At 44.7% G+C, this 22,441-nt stretch carries 20 protein-coding genes and 2 tRNA genes; 20 read left to right on the forward strand and 2 right to left on the reverse strand.

Features of this window, described 5'->3' with window-relative positions; genetic code table 11:
- Positions 1-64 precede the first annotated feature (64 nt).
- The 3 genes from AB4161_RS21795 (at position 65) to AB4161_RS21805 (ending at position 1,486) form a co-directional block, all read left to right on the forward strand.
- Positions 65-141, forward strand: a tRNA-Met gene (locus AB4161_RS21795).
- Between the two features lie 55 nt (positions 142-196).
- Positions 197-281, forward strand: a tRNA-Leu gene (locus tag AB4161_RS21800).
- Between the two features lie 158 nt (positions 282-439).
- Positions 440-1,486 carry a lactonase family protein gene (locus AB4161_RS21805; protein WP_372084292.1) on the forward strand — a complete coding sequence of 349 codons (1,047 nt, stop codon included), beginning with the start codon at positions 440-442 and terminating at the stop codon, positions 1,484-1,486.
- A gap of 68 nt (positions 1,487-1,554) precedes the next feature.
- On the opposite strand, the gene AB4161_RS21810 is transcribed toward AB4161_RS21805, so the two are convergent.
- The gene (locus tag AB4161_RS21810) at positions 1,555-2,730 is read right to left on the reverse strand and encodes a 2-octaprenyl-3-methyl-6-methoxy-1,4-benzoquinol hydroxylase (protein ID WP_372084293.1); all 1,176 of its coding nucleotides are present in this window, start codon (positions 2,728-2,730) and stop codon (positions 1,555-1,557) included.
- Between the two features lie 308 nt (positions 2,731-3,038).
- Between AB4161_RS21810 and miaB the strand changes: the two genes are divergently transcribed.
- The 5 genes from miaB to lnt all read left to right on the forward strand — a co-directional run bounded on the left by miaB (position 3,039) and on the right by lnt (position 8,771).
- Positions 3,039-4,463: a tRNA (N6-isopentenyl adenosine(37)-C2)-methylthiotransferase MiaB gene (miaB, locus tag AB4161_RS21815; RefSeq protein WP_017064168.1), complete on the forward strand. Its 1,425-nt coding sequence runs from the start codon at positions 3,039-3,041 to the stop codon at positions 4,461-4,463.
- Positions 4,464-4,626: 163 nt separating this feature from the next.
- Positions 4,627-5,748 carry a PhoH family protein gene (locus AB4161_RS21820; RefSeq protein WP_017062327.1) on the forward strand — a complete coding sequence of 374 codons (1,122 nt, stop codon included), beginning with the start codon at positions 4,627-4,629 and terminating at the stop codon, positions 5,746-5,748.
- On the forward strand, positions 5,749-6,210 hold the full coding sequence (gene ybeY / locus AB4161_RS21825) for an rRNA maturation RNase YbeY (RefSeq protein ID WP_012603383.1): 462 nt from the start codon (positions 5,749-5,751) through the stop codon (positions 6,208-6,210).
- Between the two features lie 120 nt (positions 6,211-6,330).
- The gene (gene corC, locus AB4161_RS21830) at positions 6,331-7,221 is read left to right on the forward strand and encodes a CNNM family magnesium/cobalt transport protein CorC (RefSeq protein WP_012603382.1); all 891 of its coding nucleotides are present in this window, start codon (positions 6,331-6,333) and stop codon (positions 7,219-7,221) included.
- A gap of 32 nt (positions 7,222-7,253) precedes the next feature.
- The gene (gene lnt / locus AB4161_RS21835) at positions 7,254-8,771 is read left to right on the forward strand and encodes an apolipoprotein N-acyltransferase (protein WP_136982348.1); all 1,518 of its coding nucleotides are present in this window, start codon (positions 7,254-7,256) and stop codon (positions 8,769-8,771) included.
- Between the two features lie 90 nt (positions 8,772-8,861).
- Here the strand turns inward: lnt and AB4161_RS21840 are convergent, their stop codons facing one another.
- Positions 8,862-9,332: a zinc ribbon-containing protein gene (locus tag AB4161_RS21840; protein WP_017062329.1), complete on the reverse strand. Its 471-nt coding sequence runs from the start codon at positions 9,330-9,332 to the stop codon at positions 8,862-8,864.
- 263 nt (positions 9,333-9,595) lie between these two features.
- Between AB4161_RS21840 and leuS the strand changes: the two genes are divergently transcribed.
- The 12 genes from leuS to lipA all read left to right on the forward strand — a co-directional run bounded on the left by leuS (position 9,596) and on the right by lipA (position 22,360).
- Positions 9,596-12,172, forward strand: coding sequence for a leucine--tRNA ligase (gene leuS / locus AB4161_RS21845; protein WP_102394093.1), 2,577 nt, complete (start codon positions 9,596-9,598; stop codon positions 12,170-12,172).
- 179 nt (positions 12,173-12,351) lie between these two features.
- Complete coding sequence (lptE, locus tag AB4161_RS21850) at positions 12,352-12,990, forward strand: LPS assembly lipoprotein LptE (RefSeq protein WP_017068504.1); 639 nt, start codon at positions 12,352-12,354, stop codon at positions 12,988-12,990.
- 12 nt (positions 12,991-13,002) lie between these two features.
- Positions 13,003-14,028, forward strand: coding sequence for a DNA polymerase III subunit delta (gene holA, locus AB4161_RS21855; protein WP_017068505.1), 1,026 nt, complete (start codon positions 13,003-13,005; stop codon positions 14,026-14,028).
- A 66-nt stretch (positions 14,029-14,094) separates the two neighbouring features.
- The gene (rsfS, locus tag AB4161_RS21860) at positions 14,095-14,412 is read left to right on the forward strand and encodes a ribosome silencing factor (protein ID WP_004735247.1); all 318 of its coding nucleotides are present in this window, start codon (positions 14,095-14,097) and stop codon (positions 14,410-14,412) included.
- Between the two features lie 3 nt (positions 14,413-14,415).
- The gene (rlmH, locus tag AB4161_RS21865; RefSeq protein WP_017068506.1) at positions 14,416-14,886 is read left to right on the forward strand and encodes a 23S rRNA (pseudouridine(1915)-N(3))-methyltransferase RlmH; all 471 of its coding nucleotides are present in this window, start codon (positions 14,416-14,418) and stop codon (positions 14,884-14,886) included.
- A 6-nt stretch (positions 14,887-14,892) separates the two neighbouring features.
- Positions 14,893-16,785, forward strand: coding sequence for a penicillin-binding protein 2 (gene mrdA, locus AB4161_RS21870; RefSeq protein ID WP_017068507.1), 1,893 nt, complete (start codon positions 14,893-14,895; stop codon positions 16,783-16,785).
- On the forward strand, positions 16,785-17,906 hold the full coding sequence (gene rodA / locus AB4161_RS21875; protein WP_017062334.1) for a rod shape-determining protein RodA: 1,122 nt from the start codon (positions 16,785-16,787) through the stop codon (positions 17,904-17,906). The genes mrdA and rodA overlap by 1 nt, the downstream gene beginning before the upstream one ends.
- A 3-nt stretch (positions 17,907-17,909) precedes the next feature.
- The gene (locus tag AB4161_RS21880) at positions 17,910-18,749 is read left to right on the forward strand and encodes a septal ring lytic transglycosylase RlpA family protein (protein ID WP_136974115.1); all 840 of its coding nucleotides are present in this window, start codon (positions 17,910-17,912) and stop codon (positions 18,747-18,749) included.
- A 93-nt stretch (positions 18,750-18,842) separates the two neighbouring features.
- The gene (locus AB4161_RS21885; RefSeq protein WP_017068508.1) at positions 18,843-20,024 is read left to right on the forward strand and encodes a serine hydrolase; all 1,182 of its coding nucleotides are present in this window, start codon (positions 18,843-18,845) and stop codon (positions 20,022-20,024) included.
- A 232-nt stretch (positions 20,025-20,256) separates the two neighbouring features.
- On the forward strand, positions 20,257-20,535 hold the full coding sequence (ybeD, locus tag AB4161_RS21890) for a DUF493 family protein YbeD (protein WP_026084358.1): 279 nt from the start codon (positions 20,257-20,259) through the stop codon (positions 20,533-20,535).
- A gap of 195 nt (positions 20,536-20,730) precedes the next feature.
- Positions 20,731-21,390: a lipoyl(octanoyl) transferase LipB gene (gene lipB, locus AB4161_RS21895; RefSeq protein WP_017068510.1), complete on the forward strand. Its 660-nt coding sequence runs from the start codon at positions 20,731-20,733 to the stop codon at positions 21,388-21,390.
- Positions 21,391-21,394: 4 nt separating this feature from the next.
- Positions 21,395-22,360, forward strand: coding sequence for a lipoyl synthase (gene lipA, locus AB4161_RS21900; RefSeq protein WP_017064177.1), 966 nt, complete (start codon positions 21,395-21,397; stop codon positions 22,358-22,360).
- The last annotated feature ends 81 nt before the right edge of the window (positions 22,361-22,441 follow it).

The raw sequence follows: 22,441 nt of genomic DNA on the forward strand, positions 1-22,441 counted from the left end.
CTCCGACCGCACCATTATTTCTCTTTCATTAGAGAACAAATAGTGAATCGATTAGATTTATTATGGCTACTTAGCTCAGTTGGTTAGAGCACATCACTCATAATGATGGGGTCGCAGGTTCAAATCCCGCAGTAGCCACCACTTATACAACGTTTTATTGAATCACCAATATTCAGTATGACTATAAAGATTTGCTGCGGTCGTGGCGGAATTGGTAGACGCACCAGATTTAGGTTCTGGCGCCGAGAGGTGTGAGAGTTCAAGTCTCTCCGACCGCACCATTATTAAATAGAACCCAGCTTTTTAGCTGGGTTTTGTTTTATCTGGAATATGAAAATCTGCTAGCCAAGTCACCAAGTATTCTCTTCTATAACCTCACTTTTAATACGATTTTATAAGACAATGTCAGCTCCATTTTCTAATTGAGTATGACTAGCCTATGAAACCCCTCCCCTTAACGATCGGTTGCTACACAGATACACCAAGTAAAAGCCAAGGTGTTTATCAAACTCAGTTAGATCTAGAAACAGGAAAACTATTACCTCTAGAGCTGATCATCAAATGTACTAACCCCTCTTTTATTACTGTAACAAAGACTGGGATCTATACTGCATCGGAAGTGGACCAGCAAAAACAGCCCCAGCTCATTCATATACCTAATGTTGATTCACAGCTAACACACAATACAAGCCTCATCTCGGGAGATCACCCTTGTCACGTCGCGATAGATCCACACAATAAGTTTGCTATCACGTCGCAATACTCATCAGGCACATTCGATATTTTTAGCTTAAGTATCAACGGCAGCATCGATAAACGACTCAAAACAATCCAGATGGTTGGTTCCGGGCCAAACAAAGAGAGACAAACTAGCCCACACGCCCATCAATGCCTGTTCTTACAAAACTCACCACAGTTTGTGACTGTCGATCTCGGCACCGATCGCATCAACTTCTATTGCTTTGATGAAGAGCAAGAAGAGTTCCTTGATGAGCCAATGCAGTCTATTAAGGTGCCCGCCGGCAATGGACCTCGCCATTTAATCTTTAACAAAGCTGAAGACAGAGCCTATGTGGTCTGTGAACTCTCTGAAACGTTGCTGACTTTGGAAAAGGTTTTAGGCATTTGGAATGTAGTGGAAGAGATTGATGCATTGCCTAATATGGAGAAGGGAGAAGCCGCAGCTGCGATTAAGCTATCGCCTGATGAGCAATTCCTTTATGTGTCATGTCGACATCAATCGATGATCAGCAGCTTCAGAATCGAATCGACAACAAAAGTGCCTATTTTTATTGATAGTTATAGTTCTGAAGGCAAGTTCCCTCGTGATTTTCATATTACTCATGATGGTGAATGGCTTATCGCCACAAACCAGCACACTAATAACATCACGTCATTCAAGCGAAATACAGAAGACGGCTCTCTGGTTTACACAGGCTACTCATTAGAGCTAGATGCGCCAGTTTGTGTGACGCAACAGCGATAGTAGTCATCTGATACAAAAAAGGAGAACATTCGCTCTCCTTCTCTTTATAAAGTGTCTGTAATACTCAATTAAAGGCCCAGGGCATACTTCAACACTTGAGCTTTAATCGGCCCTGAGTTCTCTGCTAGCTTGAGTGCAGCATTACGCACAAACTTAAGTGGACCAATGTCGTTACTGAACGTCTTATAGAAGAAATCCATACCGCTTTGCATCACTAGGTTGTCACCTCTTCTCATCACTTCATAGCGTCTTGCTACAGACTCATTCAATTCACCCTTTTCTTTGGTGACATTCAACAGTACTGATACATCTTTGAAGCCTAAGTTAACACCTTGTCCAGCCAAAGGGTTGATAGTATGCGCAGAGTCCCCGACTAAAATACAGTTATTCTTCGAGTATGATTGAGCATGACGTCGTGTCAGAGGAAAAGAACCCGAATTCAAGACTTTGATATCACCTAACTCTTTAGGAAAGTGAGTAAGTACTTCGTTACGTAGTTTTTCAGGGGCCATTGCTGACAGTTGCTTAATACGCAGTGGAGAATCATACCAAACTAACGAGCCCAGCCCGACTTCTTGACCGTCAGAGGTTAGAGAACACAAAGGCAAAAATGAACGAGGGCCACTTGGTAGAAATTGCTGCCAAGTAATATCTTGCTGAGGTTGTTCTGTTTCTACATTGATAAGCATACAGTGTTGTCGATAATCCCAAGCCGTGATGCCAATTCCAGCTTGTTGGCGAACGGCTGAATTCGCACCATCAGCACCAACCACCCACTTCGCAGACAACTCAGCCCCTGATTGAAGCTTTACGATATTGATTTCACCAAACTCAATCACATCGAGCTTTTCTGGGCATAACAGTTCGAGATTGTCGTAGGCATCAAATTGAGACCATAAACCTAATTGAATGAGTCTGTTCTCAACGATATAGCCCAAACGAGGAAGGTCTAGTGAGGCAGCATCAAATCGAGTACGACATTCTGGGTGTTCCCAAGTCTCTAAGCGCTTGTAAGAGCAAACTCGCATTGCTGCTATGTTCTGCCATGCACCAAGATCGTCAAGTAAATCGACTGACGCCTGAGAAATCGCTGACACTCGAATATCCATCGCTTGCGACTCATCAAATGCTTGTGGGGCAAAACCTTCGATCACCGCAACACTCAGACCTTGCTTTGCAAAACCGATTGCTGTTGCTGCGCCAACCATGCCGCCACCGACTACTACAATATCGTAACTGTTCATATTTCGTACTTATCAGTTTGATTCTTTGACTGTTTTTGATTGTACTTTTTCATAACTAACTTGTAACCAAAAACCTTATTCGAAAAAAGGGTTATCCCTTATGGCATATGGCGTTAACGATAATAAAAACCACTACATAAGAGATTTGTTCAGACTACTAGTCAGTCGGTTTTGAAACCAGTACAATACGCCGCTTGCCGCTAGAGCCTGTCATAAAATTGAATACCGAATTATGACAAACGGGGCTAGCGGATGAATAATGGGCGATTTGCTCCCTTAAATTAAACTAACGATCGAGCGAACATATAATGAGTAAGAAACTGCTAATTAAAACTTGGGGCTGTCAGATGAATGAATATGATTCATCAAAAATGGCCGACCTGCTTAACGCTGCAAATGGCTATGAGCTAACTGAAGTACCTGAGGAAGCAGACGTACTACTATTGAATACTTGTTCTATCCGCGAAAAAGCGCAAGAAAAAGTATTCCACCAGCTTGGTCGTTGGAAAACGCTTAAAGATAAAAAAGAAGGTGTGGTGATCGGTGTGGGTGGCTGTGTAGCGACTCAAGAAGGTGATCACATTCGTCAACGTGCACCTTACGTAGACGTTATCTTTGGCCCACAAACATTACACCGTTTGCCAGAGATGATTAAATCATCACTGTCTAACGAAAAGCCAGTAATGGATATCTCTTTCCCAGAGATCGAAAAGTTCGATAACCTGCCAGAGCCAAAAGCTGAAGGCGCGACGGCGTTCGTTTCTATCATGGAAGGTTGTTCTAAATACTGTACTTACTGCGTTGTACCATACACACGTGGCGAAGAAGTTAGCCGTCCAATGGATGATGTACTTTTCGAAGTTGCTCAACTTGCAGAGCAAGGCGTACGTGAAGTTAACCTGCTAGGTCAAAACGTAAACGCATACCGCGGTCCAACACACGAAGGCGATATCTGTTCATTCGCAGAACTGCTTCGTCTTGTTGCTTCTATCGACGGTATCGACCGTATTCGTTTCACAACAAGCCACCCGCTTGAGTTTGGTGACGACATCATTGAAGTTTACAAAGACACACCAGAGCTAGTGAGCTTCCTTCACCTACCAGTACAAAGTGGTAGTGACCGTATTCTTACGATGATGAAGCGCCCACATACGGCTATCGAGTACAAATCTATTATCCGTAAACTGCGTAAAGCTCGCCCTGACATTCAAATCAGCTCTGACTTTATTGTTGGTTTCCCTGGTGAGTCTAAGCAAGACTTCCAAGATACAATGAAGCTAATTAAAGACGTTGATTTCGATATGAGCTTCAGCTTTGTTTTCTCTCCACGTCCAGGTACGCCAGCGGCAGATTACCCATGTGATGTACCAGCACAAGAGAAGAAAGATCGTCTGTACGAACTGCAGCAAACGGTAAACACACAAGCTATGCGTTTCTCTCGTCTAATGTTAGGCACAGAGCAACGTATCCTTGTTGAAGGCCCATCAAGAAAGAACCTAATGGAACTTCGCGGCCGTACTGAAAACAGCCGCGTAGTGAACTTCGAAGGTTCTGCTGACCTTATCGGCCAGTTCGTAGACGTGAAAATCACAGAAGTATTTGCTAACTCACTCCGTGGTGAAATAGTACGTACTGAGAAAGACATGGATCTTCGCAGCGTGATCTCGCCGACTCAAATGATGGCGAACACAAAACGCGAAGACGAGCTAGGTGTAGCGACATTTACGCCATAGGCAATACAACTGTTTGAGCACAAAGCGCAAACACAAAGCTTGAAATTACCTAACTAAGTGACCATCTTAGAAATAGGGATATCACCATCAGAAGCCCGGTCTAAATCGGGCTTTTTGCTCTTTGTTTTATTTAAGAGTGAGTGGCACAAAATGAGAGGCTAATTTGAGCAATAAAATCGTTACCTTAGAGATAAATCTAGAACCAGCAGACAACAAGCGCTTGGCAAGTTTATGCGGACCATTTGACGACAACATCAAGCATCTTGAGCGTCGTCTGGGCGTTGAGATTAATTACCGTAGCAACTTTTTCACCATTGTCGGTAAGCCTCACACTACAGCCGCAGCTTTAGACATCATCAAACACCTCTATGTTGAAACGGCTCCAGTTAAAGGCAACATAATCGATATCGAACCAGAGCAAATACATCTGGCGATCACCGAGTCAGGCATTTTGGAGCAACACGTCGAGTCTGAAATTGACTACGGCAAAGAAGTGACCATTAAGACTAAAAAAGGCGTCATCAAACCTCGAACGCCAAACCAAGCACAGTACCTAATGAACATGGTGACTCATGACATCACCTTTGGTATTGGGCCAGCAGGTACAGGTAAAACCTACTTAGCCGTTGCTGCAGCAGTTGATGCACTTGAACGCCAAGAGATTCGTCGCATTCTATTGACGCGCCCTGCTGTTGAAGCCGGTGAGAAGCTTGGTTTCCTACCGGGTGATTTAAGCCAAAAAGTAGACCCATATTTACGTCCACTTTACGATGCGCTGTTTGAGATGCTTGGCTTTGAGCGAGTTGAGAAGCTGATTGAACGTAACGTAATTGAAGTTGCGCCACTGGCTTACATGCGTGGTCGTACATTGAATGATGCGTTTATCATTCTTGATGAGAGCCAAAACACCACGGTAGAACAGATGAAGATGTTCTTAACCCGTATCGGTTTTAACTCACGCGCTGTGATCACAGGTGATATTACGCAAATCGATTTACCTCGTGGTGCAAAATCAGGCTTACGCCATGCGACTGAAGTGCTCAATGAAGTCGACGACATTAGCTTTAACTTCTTCATGTCTGAAGACGTCGTTCGTCACCCTGTAGTTGCTCGTATCGTCAACGCATACGAGAAGTGGGAAGCAAAAGACCAGAAAGAGCGCAAAGAGTTTGAAAAGCGTAAACGTGAAGAGCGTGAAGCCAAACTTCTTGAGGCTCAGCAGGTAGTTACGACACAATTAGCAACACAAAATAGCTCTGTAATTGCAGAACAAGGTGATAAATAGATGTCTATTGAACTAGACCTGCAATTAGCGGTCGAAAATGAGCAAGGTCTTCCAACTGAGCAAGATATTCAGCTTTGGTTGGACAAGACAATTCCTCAGTTTCAAGAGAACGCTGAGTTGACGGTTCGTATCGTTGATACACAAGAAAGCCACCAGCTCAATCATGAATATCGTGGCAAAGATAAGCCAACTAACGTGTTGTCTTTTCCATTCGAGGCTCCTCCAGGGATCGAGTTAGATCTACTGGGCGACCTCATTATCTGCCGCCAAGTTGTCGAAAAAGAAGCAGAAGAGCAAAGTAAGCCTCTGCTAGCACACTGGGCTCATATGGTTGTACATGGCAGTCTGCATCTGCTAGGTTATGATCATATCGAAGATGATGAAGCTGAAGAGATGGAGTCACTCGAGACAGAAATCATGCAATCTATGGGGTTTGAAGACCCTTACATTCTAGAAAAGTAAATTGATTCTAGTAAAGTAGGTTGCAGAGAAACAATAACTCATCGAACCTGTGATTTTCACAGGAATCTGAGTTGTAACGTGTGCTATCACACTTCTGATAGCGTTATTTTTTGAGAAATCATGAACGAAGGTAACCCCCCCACTTCTGAGGGAAGTAAAAAATCTGAAGGTCCGAGTAGAAAGTCCTTCTTTGAACGCCTAGGCCAACTATTTCAAGGTGAAGTAAAAGATCGCCAAGAGCTCGTAGATGTAATCCGCGACTCAGAAATTAATGACCTAATTGACCACGACACACGCGACATGCTCGAGGGTGTTATGGAAATTTCAGAGATGCGAGTACGCGATATCATGCTGCCTCGCTCTCAAATGGTTACAGTTGAACGCACAGATGATCTAGATACATTGATTGCGCTCATTACTGATGCTCAACACTCTCGCTACCCAGTGATCAGTGAAGATAAAGACCATGTTGAAGGCATTCTATTAGCGAAGGACCTACTTAAGTATTTGGGTTCAGAAAGTGCTCCATTTGATATCGAACAAGTGATTCGCCCTGTCGTGGTTGTTCCTGAAAGTAAGCGAGTTGATCGCCTGCTTAAGGAGTTCCAAGAAGAGCGTTACCACATGTCTATCGTTGTCGATGAGTTTGGTGGAGTTTCTGGCCTGGTAACCATTGAAGATATCCTCGAAGAAATCGTTGGTGAAATTGAAGACGAGTTCGACGATGAAGAAGAGCTAGATATTCGTAAGCTGAGTAAGCATACCTTCTCTGTAAAAGCTTTAACCACTATTGAAGAGTTCAACGATACGTTTAACACTGCCTTTAGTGACGACGAAGTGGATACGGTAGGCGGCATGGTTATGACAGCACTCGGCCACCTGCCGGTTCGTGGCGAAATTGTAGAAATCGAAAACTACCATTTCAAAATAACATCAGCAGATAACCGTCGTGTGATTCAGCTACAGGTAACCATTCCTGACGAACAGCCTCTTCCGACTATCGAAGAATAACAACTTCTCTCTAAAGAGATGACAGAAATTAGATGACTAATACCTTTATTCATCGCCTATTACGGCCGCTTGCGGCCGTTTTTGTTGGCGCTATAACCACCCTTTCATTCGCTCCATACTCTATATGGCCTCTTGCTATTCTCAGCCCAGCTTTGCTGCTGTTACTGATCCACAACCGCTCTCCTAAAAGTGCGCTTTGGATTGGCTACGCATGGGGTTTAGGTCAATTCACCACAGGTATCAGCTGGGTATACGTCAGCATTGATGGTTTTGGCGGCATGCCACTGGCAGCCAACCTATTTTTGATGGCATTGCTTGTTGGCTACCTAGCCGTTTATTCAGGGCTATTTACCTGGGGTTTGAATAAATTCTTCCCTGCCAATAACCTAAGCCGCTTTTTCCTTGCAGCTCCTGCATTCTGGCTAGTCTGTGATTGGCTGCGTGGCTGGGTAATGACGGGCTTCCCTTGGCTTTGGTTAGGCTACAGCCAAATCGATTCGCCATTGGGTTCATTTGCACCGATTGGCGGCGTAGAGCTAGTAACTTTAGCGATCATTGTTTCAGCCTCTGCATTCACTTATGCGATTGTTAACCGGGCTTGGAGCATCGCTCTCATTCCCGCCGTCGTATTTAGTGCAGGCTTTGGTATTCGCAACATCGACTGGGTCACGCCGAACCCTGAAAAAACCACGTCAGTCGTCTTGATACAAGGCAACGTCGATCAAGACAGTAAATGGCTACCGAGTCATCGCTGGCCAACCATGATGAAGTACACCGACCTAAGCAGAGAAAACTGGGGAGCGGATATCATCATCTGGCCTGAAGCGGCTATTCCAGCATTCGAAGTTGAGATCCCATCTTTCCTACGTAACTTGGATAGCGCAGCGAAGATGAACAACAGTTCGATCATTACCGGTGTGCTGAATCAGTCTGAAGATAAGAAATACTACAACAGTGTTCTTTCTCTCGGTGTGAATCCATACGGTGAGTACAGCTACGATCCAGACGAACGCTACCATAAACACCACCTGTTACCATTTGGTGAGTTTGTGCCGTTTGAAGATATCTTGCGTCCATTAGCACCTTTCTTTAACTTGCCAATGTCATCATTTAGCCGTGGCGACTTTGTTCAACCAAACATAGTGGCAAATGGTCGTCACTTAGCGCCTGCGTTGTGTTACGAGATCATCTTTAATGATCAAGTTAGGCAGAACGTAACCGACGAGACTGACTTTATTTTAACGCTCTCTAACGATGCGTGGTTTGGTCGTTCGATTGGCCCTCTGCAACATATGGAAATCGCACAGATGCGTGCTCTGGAGCTTGGTAAGCCAGTTATTCGCTCGACCAACAATGGTGTGACGGCAGTTACCGATTACAAAGGCAACATCCTCAAACAAGTACCTCAGTTTGAAACGGCAGTGTTAAAAGCTGAACTCATTTCAACGGATGGTCAAACGCCTTATCACACAGTAGGTACTTGGCCACTGTATATCTGGGCGATGCTCAGCTTGGTGATTGGTTGGGTAATTAGAAAGCCAAAAAGCTAGATTCGACGAAAAGTGATTTGAGGGTTGACTGATCGGGTCAACCCTTTTTCATTGCTGTGGTTTTGCGTTGATACGCTATGGTTCAGAAGCTTACGGTTTAAGGGCTTTACGACTAAACCCTTTAGAACCACATTTAATGCATGGAATGATATTGGTTGGGTGGTTATATTCGGTTTGGTGACCACACTCGTCACATACTAAGGTTCCCAAGCCAATGACTTCACCCGCTTGATACAAGCCTTGGTGTTCTAAGTCTTGGAACAGTTCAACCCATTCCACCTTAGTACGATCAGTAATATCCAACAGCCCTTGCCAAATAGAGTCCGCAATCATCAAATAGAATGGACCGCTTTTACTCTCTTCATAGCTTTCGGAAAACTCTTTTAAGTCCGACTTCACGTAGGCAGAGATCAATGAAAGCTCATCTTTAGTCATATCATTAGCTGCTTTCGCAAACTTGCCCGACGTTTCGATTTTGTTGTTGAGCTCTTCAGGGCTATGCTTCAGCGTTTCAATCACCTCTTCGACGACTTCTTCATAGAGCGCTTTTTTCTTCGGCATAACAACCTCCTTAAGATAACCAACCTTTTAGTGAGCAAACGTATGCGCTGCAATGCACTCCCGCTTACAAACAAATGCAATTCATACTCTTAAGTATAGTTGCCCTGCGAAATTCAGTGAAAATTACACAATCTACTAAGCGGCAACTGCAAGTATGAAGGGTATAACTATTGTTGTACTCAGCTCCTTTAGGTATTCTATGACGATCTGTAAGATTCTGTTCTAACCGAACTCACAAATTCCAAGATAACCGGATACCATCGATGCAAGAACAATATAACCCGCAAGAGATTGAACAAAAGGTTCAACAACACTGGGATAACAGCGAGACTTTCGTTGTAAGTGAAGACCCAAACAAAGAAAAATTCTACTGTCTTTCTATGTTCCCTTACCCAAGTGGCCGACTGCACATGGGTCACGTGCGTAACTACACCATCGGTGATGTGGTATCTCGTTTCCAACGTCTACAAGGCAAAAACGTAATGCAGCCAATTGGTTGGGATGCATTCGGCCTACCTGCAGAAAACGCCGCTGTTAAAAACAATACAGCACCTGCACCATGGACTTACGAAAACATTGAGTACATGAAGAACCAGCTTAAGCTTCTAGGCTTTGGTTACGACTGGAACCGTGAATTCGCAACGTGTACTCCAGAGTACTACCGTTGGGAACAAGAGTTCTTCACTAAGCTTTACGAAAAAGGCCTGGTTTACAAGAAGACATCTTCAGTGAACTGGTGTCCAAACGACCAAACAGTACTGGCAAATGAGCAAGTAGAAGACGGTTGTTGCTGGCGTTGTGACACTCCAGTAGAGCAAAAGAAAATTCCACAGTGGTTTATTAAAATCACTGAGTACGCTCAAGAGCTACTAGACGATTTAGACAACCTTGAAGGTTGGCCTGAAATGGTTAAGACCATGCAGCGCAACTGGATCGGCCGCTCTGAAGGTGTTGAGCTATCTTTCGCTGTTAACGGCGAAGAAGCACCATTAGAAGTGTACACAACACGTCCAGATACACTAATGGGTGTTTCTTACGTTGGTATCGCTGCAGGTCACCCTCTTGCAGAGAAAGCATCGAAGAACAACCCAGAGCTTGCTGCATTCGTTGAAGAGTGTCGTAACACTAAAGTTGCTGAAGCTGAACTCGCAACGATGGAAAAGAAAGGTATGGATACTGGCCTAACGGCTATCCACCCTCTTAACGGTCGTGTTGTTCCTGTATACGTAGCAAACTTCGTACTTATGGATTACGGCACAGGTGCGGTAATGGCGGTTCCTGCTCACGATCAACGTGACTACGAGTTCGCAACTAAGTACGGCATCGATATCATCCCAGTAATCAAACCTGAAGATGGTTCTGAACTAGACGTGTCTGAAGCGGCTTACACTGAAAAAGGTGTACTGTTTGATTCTGGTGAATTCGATGGTCTTGCGTTCCAAGAAGCATTCGATGCAATTGCTGCGAAGCTTGAAGCTGAAGGCAAAGGTAAGAAGACAGTAAACTTCCGTCTACGTGACTGGGGTGTATCTCGTCAACGTTACTGGGGCGCTCCAATCCCAATGGTAACCACTGAAGACGGTGAAGTTCACCCAGTACCAGCAGACCAACTGCCAGTCATTCTTCCTGAAGATGTAGTAATGGATGGCGTAACGAGCCCAATCAAGGCTGACAAGTCTTGGGCTGAAACAACATTCAACGGCGAACCCGCTCTACGTGAGACTGACACGTTCGATACGTTTATGGAGTCTTCTTGGTACTACGCACGTTACTGTTCACCGCAAGCAGACGACATTCTAGATCCAGAGAAAGCAAACTACTGGCTACCAGTTGACCAATACGTTGGTGGTATCGAGCACGCTTGTATGCACCTGCTTTACTCTCGTTTCTTCCATAAGCTTCTACGTGATGCTGGCTACGTGACGTCTGATGAACCGTTCAAGCAACTACTATGTCAAGGCATGGTTCTGGCTGACGCGTTCTATCACGAAAACGAAAAAGGCACCAAAGAGTGGATTGCACCGACTGACGTAACGGTTGAACGTGACGGTAAAGGTCGCATCGAAAAAGCAGTCGACGATCAAGGTCGTGAAGTTGAACACTCAGGCATGATCAAAATGTCTAAGTCTAAGAACAACGGTATCGACCCACAAGAGATGGTAGACAAGTACGGCGCTGATACAGTACGTCTATTCATGATGTTTGCATCACCTGCAGACATGACGCTTGAGTGGCAAGAGTCTGGCGTTGAAGGGGCTAACCGCTTCCTTAAACGTGTTTGGAAATTGGTTCACGCTCACTCTTCTAAGGGTGCTGTTGAATCTGTTGATGCTTCTGCGCTATCTGGCGACCAAAAAGCACTTCGTCGTGATATCCATAAAACTATCGCGAAAGTAACGGACGATATTGGCCGTCGCCAAACGTTCAACACGGCAATCGCTGCAATCATGGAACTGATGAACAAGCTGGCGAAAGCACCTCAAGAATCTGCACAAGATCGTGCAATCCTTGACGAAGCGCTAAAAGCGGTAGTACGCATGCTTTACCCAATGACGCCACACATCTCTTACGAAATGTGGATTGCACTTGGTGAATCAAACGTAGACTCAGCAACATGGCCAACTTTCGATGAGAAAGCGCTAGTTGAAGACGAGAAAACTATCGTTGTTATGATCAACGGTAAGCTACGTGCGAAACTAACCGTTGCTGCTGATGCAACAGAAGAGCAAGTTCGTGAGCTTGGTCTAAACGATGAGAACGCTAAGAAGTTCCTAGATGGCTTAACTATCCGTAAAGTTATCTTCGTACCAGGTAAGCTTCTAAACATCGTTGCTAACTAATTTCGTTAGCACAATGCAATTGCTAAAGAATTAACGAACTTAATTCATCAAAAGCAGTCTGTAGACAGGGTAGCTAATTGCCCTGTCTACTTATTTAAGCGCTTTAGACTTGAGCCTAACCACTCAAACGAACTAAAGCCTTTAAATAAGTATTCTACCTTCATGAGAGCCATCAAATAATGCGCCTGATTTCACTATCTTCATTGAAAGTTACTGTTGTTGTTTTAACCGTCAGCCTATTAAGTGCGTGTGGTTTCCACCTACGTGGTGATTACTCCGTACCAGAAGAACTCAACAAGATCTCCGTAACCAGTTACGACCAATACAGTACGTTTACACGTATGATGAAAGGTCAACTGCGTATGAATGATGTAGAAATTGTGCCACCGGCTGAGAATACACCTAACCTGCATATTATTAGTGAGAGCGTAGGTGAGCGAACTCTGTCTCTATACCAAAACACTCGTGCAGCAGAGAAAGAACTGACATTCCGCGCTTCATACCGCGTAACTGTCCCGGATCTAGGCTCAAAGACGTTCTCAACCAGCGTAACCCGTAGTTACCTAGATAACCCGCTAACTGCACTTGCGAAGTCGGTTGAACGAGACATGATCGAAGATGAGATGCGTAAGTTGGCAACAAGCCAAATCCTTCGTCAGATGGCTCGACTAAAAGCGAACATTGCAGCTGATAGCATGGACCTAGATGCACTAGAGCACGTTCAAGTGAAAGAACTCGAAAAGCAATACAACATCAAGAATGTTGAGATCGTACCAGCTTCAGAAGAACAACCAACACTTAGCGATTCGGCTGAGTAATAGGTTTATTTGATGCGTATTTTTGCTGACCGCTTATCAGAGCAACTTATTAAACAGTTGAGTAATGTTTACCTAATTTTTGGTAACGAACCGCTACTGTTGCAAGAGAGCCGAGAAGCGATTCAAAAGGCTGCAAAACAGCAAGGCTTTGAAGAACGTCACCGCTTTGCGATTGATAGCAGTCTCGACTGGAATCAAGTCTACGACTGCACTCAAGCACTGAGCCTATTCTCTAGCCGTCAGGTCATCGAGCTTGAACTGCCAGAGTCAGGCGTCAATGCCGCAATAGCGAAAGAGCTACTCGCAATCTCCGAGCATATCCACAGTGATATCTTGTTAATCTTGGTGGGCACTAAGCTCACCAAAGCTCAAGAAAGCGCTAAGTGGTTTAAGGCTCTTTCGAATCAGGGTCACTGGGTCAGTTGCCTAACGCCAGATGTCAGTCGGTTACCTCAGTTTGTCCAAGCGCGTTGCCGTCAAATCGGTTTAACGCCAGACCCTGAAGCGATTCAAATGCTGGCGCAATGGCATGAGGGTAATCTATTTGCTCTCACCCAAAGCCTAGAAAAACTGGCTCTCCAATACCCAGATGGAAAACTCACGTTAGTACGCTTAGAAGAATCGCTGAGTCGACACAACCATTTTACTCCATTCCATTGGAGTGATGCGTTATTGGCAGGCAAAGGTAACCGAGCACAACGAATCCTGCGTCAGCTAGAAGCTGAAGGTGTCGAACCCGTCATTTTATTACGTAGCATACAACGAGAGCTTGCTCTGCTATTACAAATGCAGCAACAAATGAAACAGATGCCGATTGGTCAGGTCTTCGAAAAACACCGTATCTGGCAATCTAAAAAGCCTCTTTATAACGCCGCGCTAACAAGAGTTTCGATTTCTCAATTACACTCTTTGTTCGCGTTGCTCACTCAAGCTGAATTGATGACAAAAACTCAATATGAGCAGTCGCCTTGGCCACTAATTCATCAGTTAAGCGTAGAGTTTTGTATCCCTTCAGCTTCAATACCATTCCACGCATAAAAGCGTGTTATATTCTAGGGTCAACAAGCCCTAAACAAAGCTAAATTCAGATTAAAGGAACACCCAGTGTTACGTGAAGAACTAAAAGATTTTCTTGCAGACAAAGCCGACGACATGAAAGCAGAATCGATTGTAACTATCGATGTAGAAGGCAAATCAAGCGTTACTGATTACATGATTGTTTGTACTGGCACCTCTAAACGCCATGTTGCCTCTATTGCACAGCATGTTGCTGATGAAGTGCGTAAAGCGGGTATGCAACCTCTAGGTATGGACGGTCAGCAAGAAGGTGAATGGGTTGTTCTAGATATGGGCACAAGCATGCTTCACGTTATGCAAGAAGAGCATCGTGAGCTGTACCAACTAGAAAAACTTTGGGGCTAAGCTTTGAAGATCCAGTTAATCGCAGTTGGCACAAAAATGCCAAAGTGGGTTGAAGAAGGGTTTCAAGAATACAAACGCCGCTTCCCTCACGATATGCCATTAGAGCTCATTGAAATTACTGCAGGAAAGCGCGGTAAAAATGCAGATATTGCACGCATTCTTCAAAAAGAAGGTGAAGCGATGCTGGCTGCAGTTCCAAAAGGCAACCGTATTGTCACGCTCGATATCCCAGGTAGAAAGTGGGATACACCTCAACTTGCTGAGCAATTAGAAAGTTGGAAGCTGGATGGACGTGACGTATCTATCCTAATTGGCGGGCCTGAAGGATTAGCACCTGCATGTAAAGCGGCCGCAGACCAAAGTTGGTCTCTGTCTGCGCTTACTCTCCCTCACCCATTAGTACGCGTTATCATGGCTGAAAGCTTGTATCGAGCTTGGAGCATCACTGCTAACCACCCTTATCATCGAGAATAAGCGTTAATGTTACGTAAACGTAGCCAAATCCGCGATTACAAAGCAGAAGCACGACTATTTACTAGCCGTGCTTTTGTTGCGTTTGCGGGGATCATAGTCATGATGTCGATGTTGGTTGTTAACCTGTACAACATTCAGGTCAATCAATACCAAGACTATAAAACTCGTTCTAACGACAACCGTATCAAGGTCGTTCCGATCGCCCCTAACCGTGGTTTGATTTACGATCGCAACGGTATACTTCTTGCCGAAAACCGTCCTGTTTTCAATCTAGAAATCATACCCGAAAAAATTAAAGATATGGATGACACGCTTGCTCGTCTGCAAGCATTAATTGAGATCCCGCCAGAGCGTATCGAGCGCTTTAATCGTGATCGTCGTAATTCACGACGCTTTAAATCAGTACCTATTCTTAATCAACTGTCTGAAGAACAAGTTGCCGTCTTCTCTGTAAACCAACACAAATTCCCAGGTGTTGAAGTTACGGGAACTTTGAAGCGTTTCTACCCTTACGGTGATGTGCTCACTCACGTAATAGGCTATGTATCGCGCATCAATGACCGTGATATGCAGCGCTTGATGCGAGAAGAAAAAGACGCCAATTACCAAGCTACACGTGATATCGGTAAGTTGGGTATTGAGCGTTATTACGAAGATATGTTGCACGGTACAGCTGGCTACCAAGAAGTCGAAGTTAACAGTCGTGGACGAGTGATTCGTACCCTCAAATTTGTCCCTTCGGTTCCAGGCAAAGATATCGTACTTAACTTAGATATCAAGCTACAGCTATACGTACATAAGTTACTTGATGGCCGCCGTGGTTCAGCTATCGTTCTCGATCCGAAAGACAATGGCGTGTTAGCCATGGTATCGAGCCCAAGCTACGACCCAAACGCATTCGTGCATGGTATCTCGTCTAAAGGCTATAACGCGCTACTTCAAGACAAAAACCGCCCTTTGGTTAACCGTGCCACGCTAGGGATTTACCCACCAGCATCGACGATCAAACCCTTCATTGCTGTTGCTGCTCTGCAAGAAGGTGTTATTACACCAAACACTACGCGCAATGACCCAGGCTATTGGAAGATACCAAACTCAAAAACGAGACCATTCCGTGACTGGTTGCGTTGGGGACACGGTGTCGTGGATATAGAAAAAGCGATTGAAGAGTCGGTGGATACCTTCTTTTACCAAATTGCTTATGATCTCGGCATTGATCGCATATCCAAATGGATGATGATGTTCGGCTTTGGTGATTATACTGGCATCGATATTTATGAAGAAAGCAAAGCCAATATGCCAACTCGTGATTGGAAGATGGCAAGACACCGTGTGCCTTGGTACCAAGGTGACACCATCCCAGTTGGTATTGGCCAAGGCTACTGGACTGCAACACCCATGCAGATTGCAAAAGCCACATCAGTTTTGGTCAATGAAGGTGAAGTAACCGCACCTCACCTACTTCGTTCAACCATTGATAACGGTCGTCCATTCGATGAACAAATCATGTCGGACATTGAAACTTACCCACCGCTAACCGGGGTTAAGAAGAAGTATTGGGATATCGCTCAGGAAGGTATGAGGCTGGCTAACCACGGTAAGAAAGGTACGGCAAGACGTTCATTCCAGAAGATGTCTTACCAAACCGCTGGTAAATCGGGTACCGCACAGGTATTCGGCTTAAAAGAAGATGAAGAGTACAACGCGGATGAAATCGCAGAGCACTTACGCGATCACGCCCTCTTTACGGGTTACGCGCCTTTTGAAGATCCTGAAGCCGTCGTGACTATCGTTCTAGAGAACGCAGGTGGCGGTTCTTCTAACGGCGGCCCAGTAGTAAGAAGGATTTTAGACCATATTATCCTTGCAGAAGATTATCAAAGTGAGCCAATTAAATAATGAAACTTGATCCTTCAACTGGACGAAATAGAGCCCTATTCGAAAGGCTGCATATCGACCTGCCGCTTTTGCTTGGCATTCTGGTTTTAATGGGCTTTGCCCTGCTGATCATGTACAGCGCAAGCGGACAAAGCCTTGCGATGATGGACCGCCAGGCGATGCGCATGGCTCTGTCTTTAGGTGTGATGATCTTCCTAGCGCAAATCTCACCTCGTACTTATGAAACCTTGGCACCACTGCTATTTGTAGGTGGTGTCATCTTGCTATTGGGCGTGTTGTTCTTTGGTGAAGCCTCTAAAGGCGCCCAGCGTTGGTTAAACTTCGGCTTTGTTCGATTCCAACCGTCAGAGCTATTAAAGCTCGCGGTGCCTTTGATGCTGGCACGATTTATCGGTAAGCGCTCACTTCCACCAACATTCCAAACATTAGCGATCTCGCTAGTGATGGTGTTTGTACCGACGATTCTAATCGCAAAGCAGCCTGACCTAGGTACATCTATCCTTATCGCCGCATCTGGTATCTTCGTGATATTCCTGGCTGGTATCAGTTGGAAAATCATTGCTAGCGCCGCAATCGCATTAGGGGCATTTATCCCAATCCTATGGTTCTTCTTGATGCGTGAATATCAAAAGGTACGTGTAAGAACCCTCTTTGATCCTGAATCAGATCCATTAGGTGCGGGTTACCACATCATTCAAAGTAAGATTGCGATAGGTTCGGGTGGTATATCAGGAAAAGGTTGGTTGCAAGGCACTCAATCTCAACTAGAGTTCATCCCAGAGCGTCATACTGACTTCATTTTTGCGGTCATCGCCGAAGAATGGGGCATGATCGGTATCTTGTTCTTGCTTGCGATCTACCTGTTTATTATTGGACGTGGCTTAGTGCTTGCGAGCCAAGCTCAAACCGCATTCGGTCGAATGATGGGCGGCAGTATTGTACTGAGCTTCTTCGTTTATATTTTTGTAAACATTGGCATGGTAAGTGGCATTCTACCTGTGGTTGGTGTTCCTCTTCCTTTAGTCAGTTATGGTGGTACTTCAATGGTTACCCTTATGGCTGGTTTTGGTATTTTAATGTCGATCCATACACACAGAAAAGCATTCTCAAAGGCGACCTAATCGATGTCTATTACAACGTTTCCAAAAAAAGCATCCTTGGTTGATGAGCTGCCAATCAAAAAAATAGCCTCTATCTTAGGGCTAGCGATTTTAATCAATGGTTGTTCTTCAAAGCAGCCAACAGGCCGCTACGATATTGATTCAGATATTGCACCAGACGCACCTATCTCAGTAGAGCATCTCGAGGATGCTCACCCTCAGTATGAACCTTATAGTTTAGGTGGTAACACGGATTACACTTTACGTGGCGAAGACTACAAGATCGTAAAGAAGACCGAAGGGTTTACTGAGAAAGGCAAAGCCTCTTGGTACGGTAAGAAATTTCATGGTCACTTAACGTCTAACGGCGAGATCTATGACATGTATTCGATGTCTGCGGCGCACAAAACATTGCCAATTCCAAGCTATGTAAAAGTGACGAATACCGACAATAACAAAACGACGATTGTTCGTATCAATGACCGCGGCCCATTCCATGAAGGCCGAATCATTGACCTTAGTTATGCGGCAGCTTACAAGCTCGATGTGTTGAGAACCGGCACGGCAAATGTTGAGATTGAAGTCATTACTGTGGCTATGCCAACCGACGCAAATAAAAAGGCTGCTTTACCGCAATTTATTATTCAAGTCGCAACATCTCCACATGAAGATAGAACAGAGAAGTTAGCGAAAGATCTAGCCGAAAAGCTAGAAGTAGCAACGTTCTTACAGCCAAATGATGACAACTACCGTCTGATGATTGGGCCATTTCATGACTATGCTCTGACTCAAGAGAAATTAGAACAAGTTAAGCTAATGGGTTACCCGTCAGCTTATATAAAAAAACACACCCTAACTCGCTAATTAATCTAACAGTTACTTCTGGTAATCAGCGCTCTGGTGTGACAGAGTGATTCTGTTAATATATGAATAGTTCACCAAATAATTGCATTCAAAATGATTAAATCTAATAAACTTGTTAAATCGATTTTTGCTACTTCTGTTGCTCTTTCTGCAACGATAGCTACATCGTCATTCGCCGCTCCTATTGTTGTTCCTGATGCTCCTCAAATCGCCGCTAAAGGTTTTGTTCTGATGGATTACCATTCAGGCAAAGTACTAGCAGAGAAAGAGATGAATACTCAGCTTTCTCCAGCAAGTTTAACCAAGATGATGACGAGCTACGTGATCGGCCAAGAGCTCGACCGTGGCAACATCAACCTAAACGACGATGTTGTAATCAGTGAAAATGCTTGGGCTAAAAACTTCCCAGATTCATCTAAGATGTTCGTTGAAGTGGGCACTACGGTTAAAGTTGAAGAATTAAACCGCGGTATCATCATTCAATCAGGTAACGACGCATGTGTTGCTATGGCTGAACACATCGCTGGCTCTGAAGATGCATTCGTTGACCTAATGAACGCTTGGGCAAGCTCTATCGGCATGAAAGACACGCACTTTGCTAACGTGCACGGTCTAGACAACCCGAACCTATACTCAACGCCTTACGATATGGCGCTACTTGGTCAGGCGCTGATTCGCGACGTACCAGACGAGTACCGTATCTACTCAGAGAAGAAATTCACATACAACGGCATCACCCAATACAACCGTAACGGTCTGTTATGGGATAAGAGCATGAACGTTGATGGCATCAAAACGGGCCACACAAGCAATGCAGGTTACAGCCTAGTAAGCTCAGCGACAGAAGGCAAAATGCGCCTAGTGGCTGTAGTTATGGGCACCAAGAATGCGAATGCTCGTAAAACAGAAAGCAAAAAACTGCTTAGCTACGGCTTCCGCTTCTTTGAAACAGTGGCACCACACACAGCCGGTGAAACCTTCGTAGAAGAGAAGATCTGGATGGGTAGCAAGGACACAGTTGCACTGGGTGTCGACGAAGATACTTTCGTAACGCTACCTCGTGGTCAAGCTAAGAACCTGAAGGCAAGCTTCGTTCTTGAGAAAGAGCTAGAAGCGCCAATCAGCAAAGGCGATGTAGTTGGTAAACTATTCTACCAAGTAGACGGTGAAGACGTTGCTGAATACCCACTACTAGCACTTGAAGATGTAGACCAAGGCAGCCTATTCAGCCGTCTATGGGACTACCTAGTTCTTCTGTTCAAGGGTTTATTCTAAACAAGCAAAAGGTTTGTTCTAGGTAAAACCCAAGCTTGTTGTATAGCTAACCTAATGAGTAAGTTCATGATTTACTCATTAGCGAACCAAAAGCCGCCATGTGCGGCTTTTGTTGATCTTGAGTTCGGTGATATTTACACGTAATATTCCGCCTTATTACTCGTGTCTGTTGACCGAACACGCTTTTTATCGACATTTCGCCAATTTGCGAGAGTCTAGCCTTTTGGAGCTAATCATGAACATCAATTCTGATGCAAAACTAAAAGACCTCTTAGAGTTCCCTTGTTCATTCACTTACAAAGTAATGGGCCACGCTAAGCCAGAACTGACTGAGCTAGTACTAGAAGTGATCCAGCGTCATGCTCCTGGTGACTACAGCCCAACGCTAAAACCAAGTGCGAAAGGTAACTACCACTCTGTTTCTATCAATATTACTGCGACTTCAATTGAGCAAGTAGAAACTCTTTATAAAGAACTGGGCGAGATCGAAATCGTTCGCATGGTTCTGTAATCTCCGATTACACATGAAAAACAGCGGCTTATTGCCGCTGTTTTTGTTTAAAGCGCCCTATCTAGCTCAAATTCATTCAACTTAATTTTCAATAAATACAAAGAAAGTTGAAAAACCTTGCAGTCCGTCTGTAGTTAGAATCATGTTTCGCGTTTATAATGCGTTCACTTTATTAATCCTTGAGGGAGTGCAGCTTTGCAAAATAAGCTAATCGTAAAAAAATTAGGCCGTCAGGATTACGAACCTGTATGGAAAGCCATGCATAAGTTCACAGACGAACGCACGGAAGAAGACCTAGACCAAGTTTGGTTGGTTGAACACAACCCTGTCTTCACTCAAGGACAAGCAGGTAAAGCTGAGCATGTATTAAATGCCGGTGATATCCCTGTAATACAAAGCGATCGCGGTGGCCAAGTGACTTATCACGGCCCAGGCCAATTAGTGGCTTACTTTCTGATTAACATCCGCCGCAAGAAATTCGGAGTGCGTGATTTGGTGACTCATATCGAGAACCTCGTAATCAATACTCTGAAAGCTTACAATATAGATTCAGCTGCCCGACCTGACGCTCCTGGTGTTTATGTCGATGGCAAGAAAATCTGTTCACTTGGATTACGTATTCGACGTGGCTGCTCGTTCCACGGGTTAGCACTCAACGTCGATATGGACCTGTCTCCATTCCTACGTATTAACCCATGTGGTTACCAAGGTATGGAAATGGCGCAGGTAAGCCAACTCGGCGGACCAAGTGAACTAGAAAACGTTGAGCAACAGTTAATACAAGAGCTCGTAGAGCTACTCGGCTATGACCAAGTAGACATTCAAGCCACCAGTAACATTACAGCAGAAGCATAAAATCATGAGCAAACCAATCCAAATGGAAAAAGGCGTTAAATATCGTGACGCTGACAAAATGGCATTAATTCCCGTAAAGAATATGCCTGCTGAACAGAAAGAAGTTCTACGTAAGCCTGAATGGATGAAGATTAAACTTCCTTCAGACAGCCATCGTATTCAAGAAATCAAATCAGCAATGCGTAAAAACAACCTGCACTCAGTTTGTGAAGAAGCGTCTTGCCCTAACCTAGCCGAGTGTTTCAACCACGGTACGGCAACGTTTATGATTCTTGGCGCTATCTGTACTCGTCGCTGCCCGTTCTGTGATGTTGCCCATGGTCGTCCTGTTGCTCCTGAAGCTGAAGAGCCGAAGAAACTGGCTAAAACAATTCAAGACATGAAACTGAAGTACGTTGTAATCACTTCAGTTGACCGTGATGACTTGCGTGACGGCGGTGCTCAGCACTTTGCTGACTGTAACCGTGAGATTCGCGAACTCAACCCAAATATTCGTATCGAAACACTGGTTCCAGACTTCCGCGGTCGTATGGACGTTGCGCTTGACCTAATGAAAGACAACCCGCCAGATGTTTTCAACCACAACCTAGAGACAGCGCCACGTCTATACCGTAAAGCGCGTCCAGGTGCGAACTACAAGTGGTCTCTTGATCTACTGAAGAAATTCAAAGAGCAGCACCCTGATATCCCAACAAAATCAGGTGTGATGATGGGTCTTGGCGAGACAAAAGAAGAGATCGTTCAAGTACTGAAAGACCTTCGCGAACATGGTGTGACTATGCTGACACTAGGTCAATACCTAGCACCAAGCCGTCACCACTTACCAGTAGAACGCTACGTGCCGCCTTCTGAGTTCGATGAGCTGAAAGAGATTGCTCTAGAGCTAGGCTTTACTCACGCAGCGTGTGGCCCGTTTGTACGTTCTTCTTACCACGCGGACTTGCAAGCTCAAGGTATGGAAATTAAGTAATCACGATTGCTTAGCGAACAATGCAAAGGCGCTTTATATTTCGTGCCACTAAGCTTTATATAAATCGAGTAGGAGGAGGCC

The organism is Vibrio sp. 10N.286.51.E5 (assembly GCF_041469125.1).
Classification (GTDB): Bacteria; Pseudomonadota; Gammaproteobacteria; order Enterobacterales; family Vibrionaceae; genus Vibrio; species Vibrio crassostreae_C.

Bases quoted from the DNA above. Each gene is read 5' to 3' on its own strand.
- AB4161_RS21805 (WP_372084292.1), top strand. From the start codon at position 440: ATGAAACCCCTCCCCTTAACGATCGGTTGCTACACAGATACACCAAGT.
- AB4161_RS21810 (WP_372084293.1), bottom strand. From the start codon at position 2,730: ATGAACAGTTACGATATTGTAGTAGTCGGTGGCGGCATGGTTGGCGCA.
- miaB (WP_017064168.1), top strand. From the start codon at position 3,039: ATGAGTAAGAAACTGCTAATTAAAACTTGGGGCTGTCAGATGAATGAA.
- ybeY (WP_012603383.1), top strand. From the start codon at position 5,749: ATGTCTATTGAACTAGACCTGCAATTAGCGGTCGAAAATGAGCAAGGT.
- corC (WP_012603382.1), top strand. From the start codon at position 6,331: ATGAACGAAGGTAACCCCCCCACTTCTGAGGGAAGTAAAAAATCTGAA.
- lnt (WP_136982348.1), top strand. From the start codon at position 7,254: ATGACTAATACCTTTATTCATCGCCTATTACGGCCGCTTGCGGCCGTT.
- AB4161_RS21840 (WP_017062329.1), bottom strand. From the start codon at position 9,332: ATGCCGAAGAAAAAAGCGCTCTATGAAGAAGTCGTCGAAGAGGTGATT.
- leuS (WP_102394093.1), top strand. From the start codon at position 9,596: ATGCAAGAACAATATAACCCGCAAGAGATTGAACAAAAGGTTCAACAA.
- lptE (WP_017068504.1), top strand. From the start codon at position 12,352: ATGCGCCTGATTTCACTATCTTCATTGAAAGTTACTGTTGTTGTTTTA.
- holA (WP_017068505.1), top strand. From the start codon at position 13,003: ATGCGTATTTTTGCTGACCGCTTATCAGAGCAACTTATTAAACAGTTG.
- mrdA (WP_017068507.1), top strand. From the start codon at position 14,893: ATGTTACGTAAACGTAGCCAAATCCGCGATTACAAAGCAGAAGCACGA.
- rodA (WP_017062334.1), top strand. From the start codon at position 16,785: ATGAAACTTGATCCTTCAACTGGACGAAATAGAGCCCTATTCGAAAGG.
- AB4161_RS21880 (WP_136974115.1), top strand. From the start codon at position 17,910: ATGTCTATTACAACGTTTCCAAAAAAAGCATCCTTGGTTGATGAGCTG.
- AB4161_RS21885 (WP_017068508.1), top strand. From the start codon at position 18,843: ATGATTAAATCTAATAAACTTGTTAAATCGATTTTTGCTACTTCTGTT.
- lipA (WP_017064177.1), top strand. From the start codon at position 21,395: ATGAGCAAACCAATCCAAATGGAAAAAGGCGTTAAATATCGTGACGCT.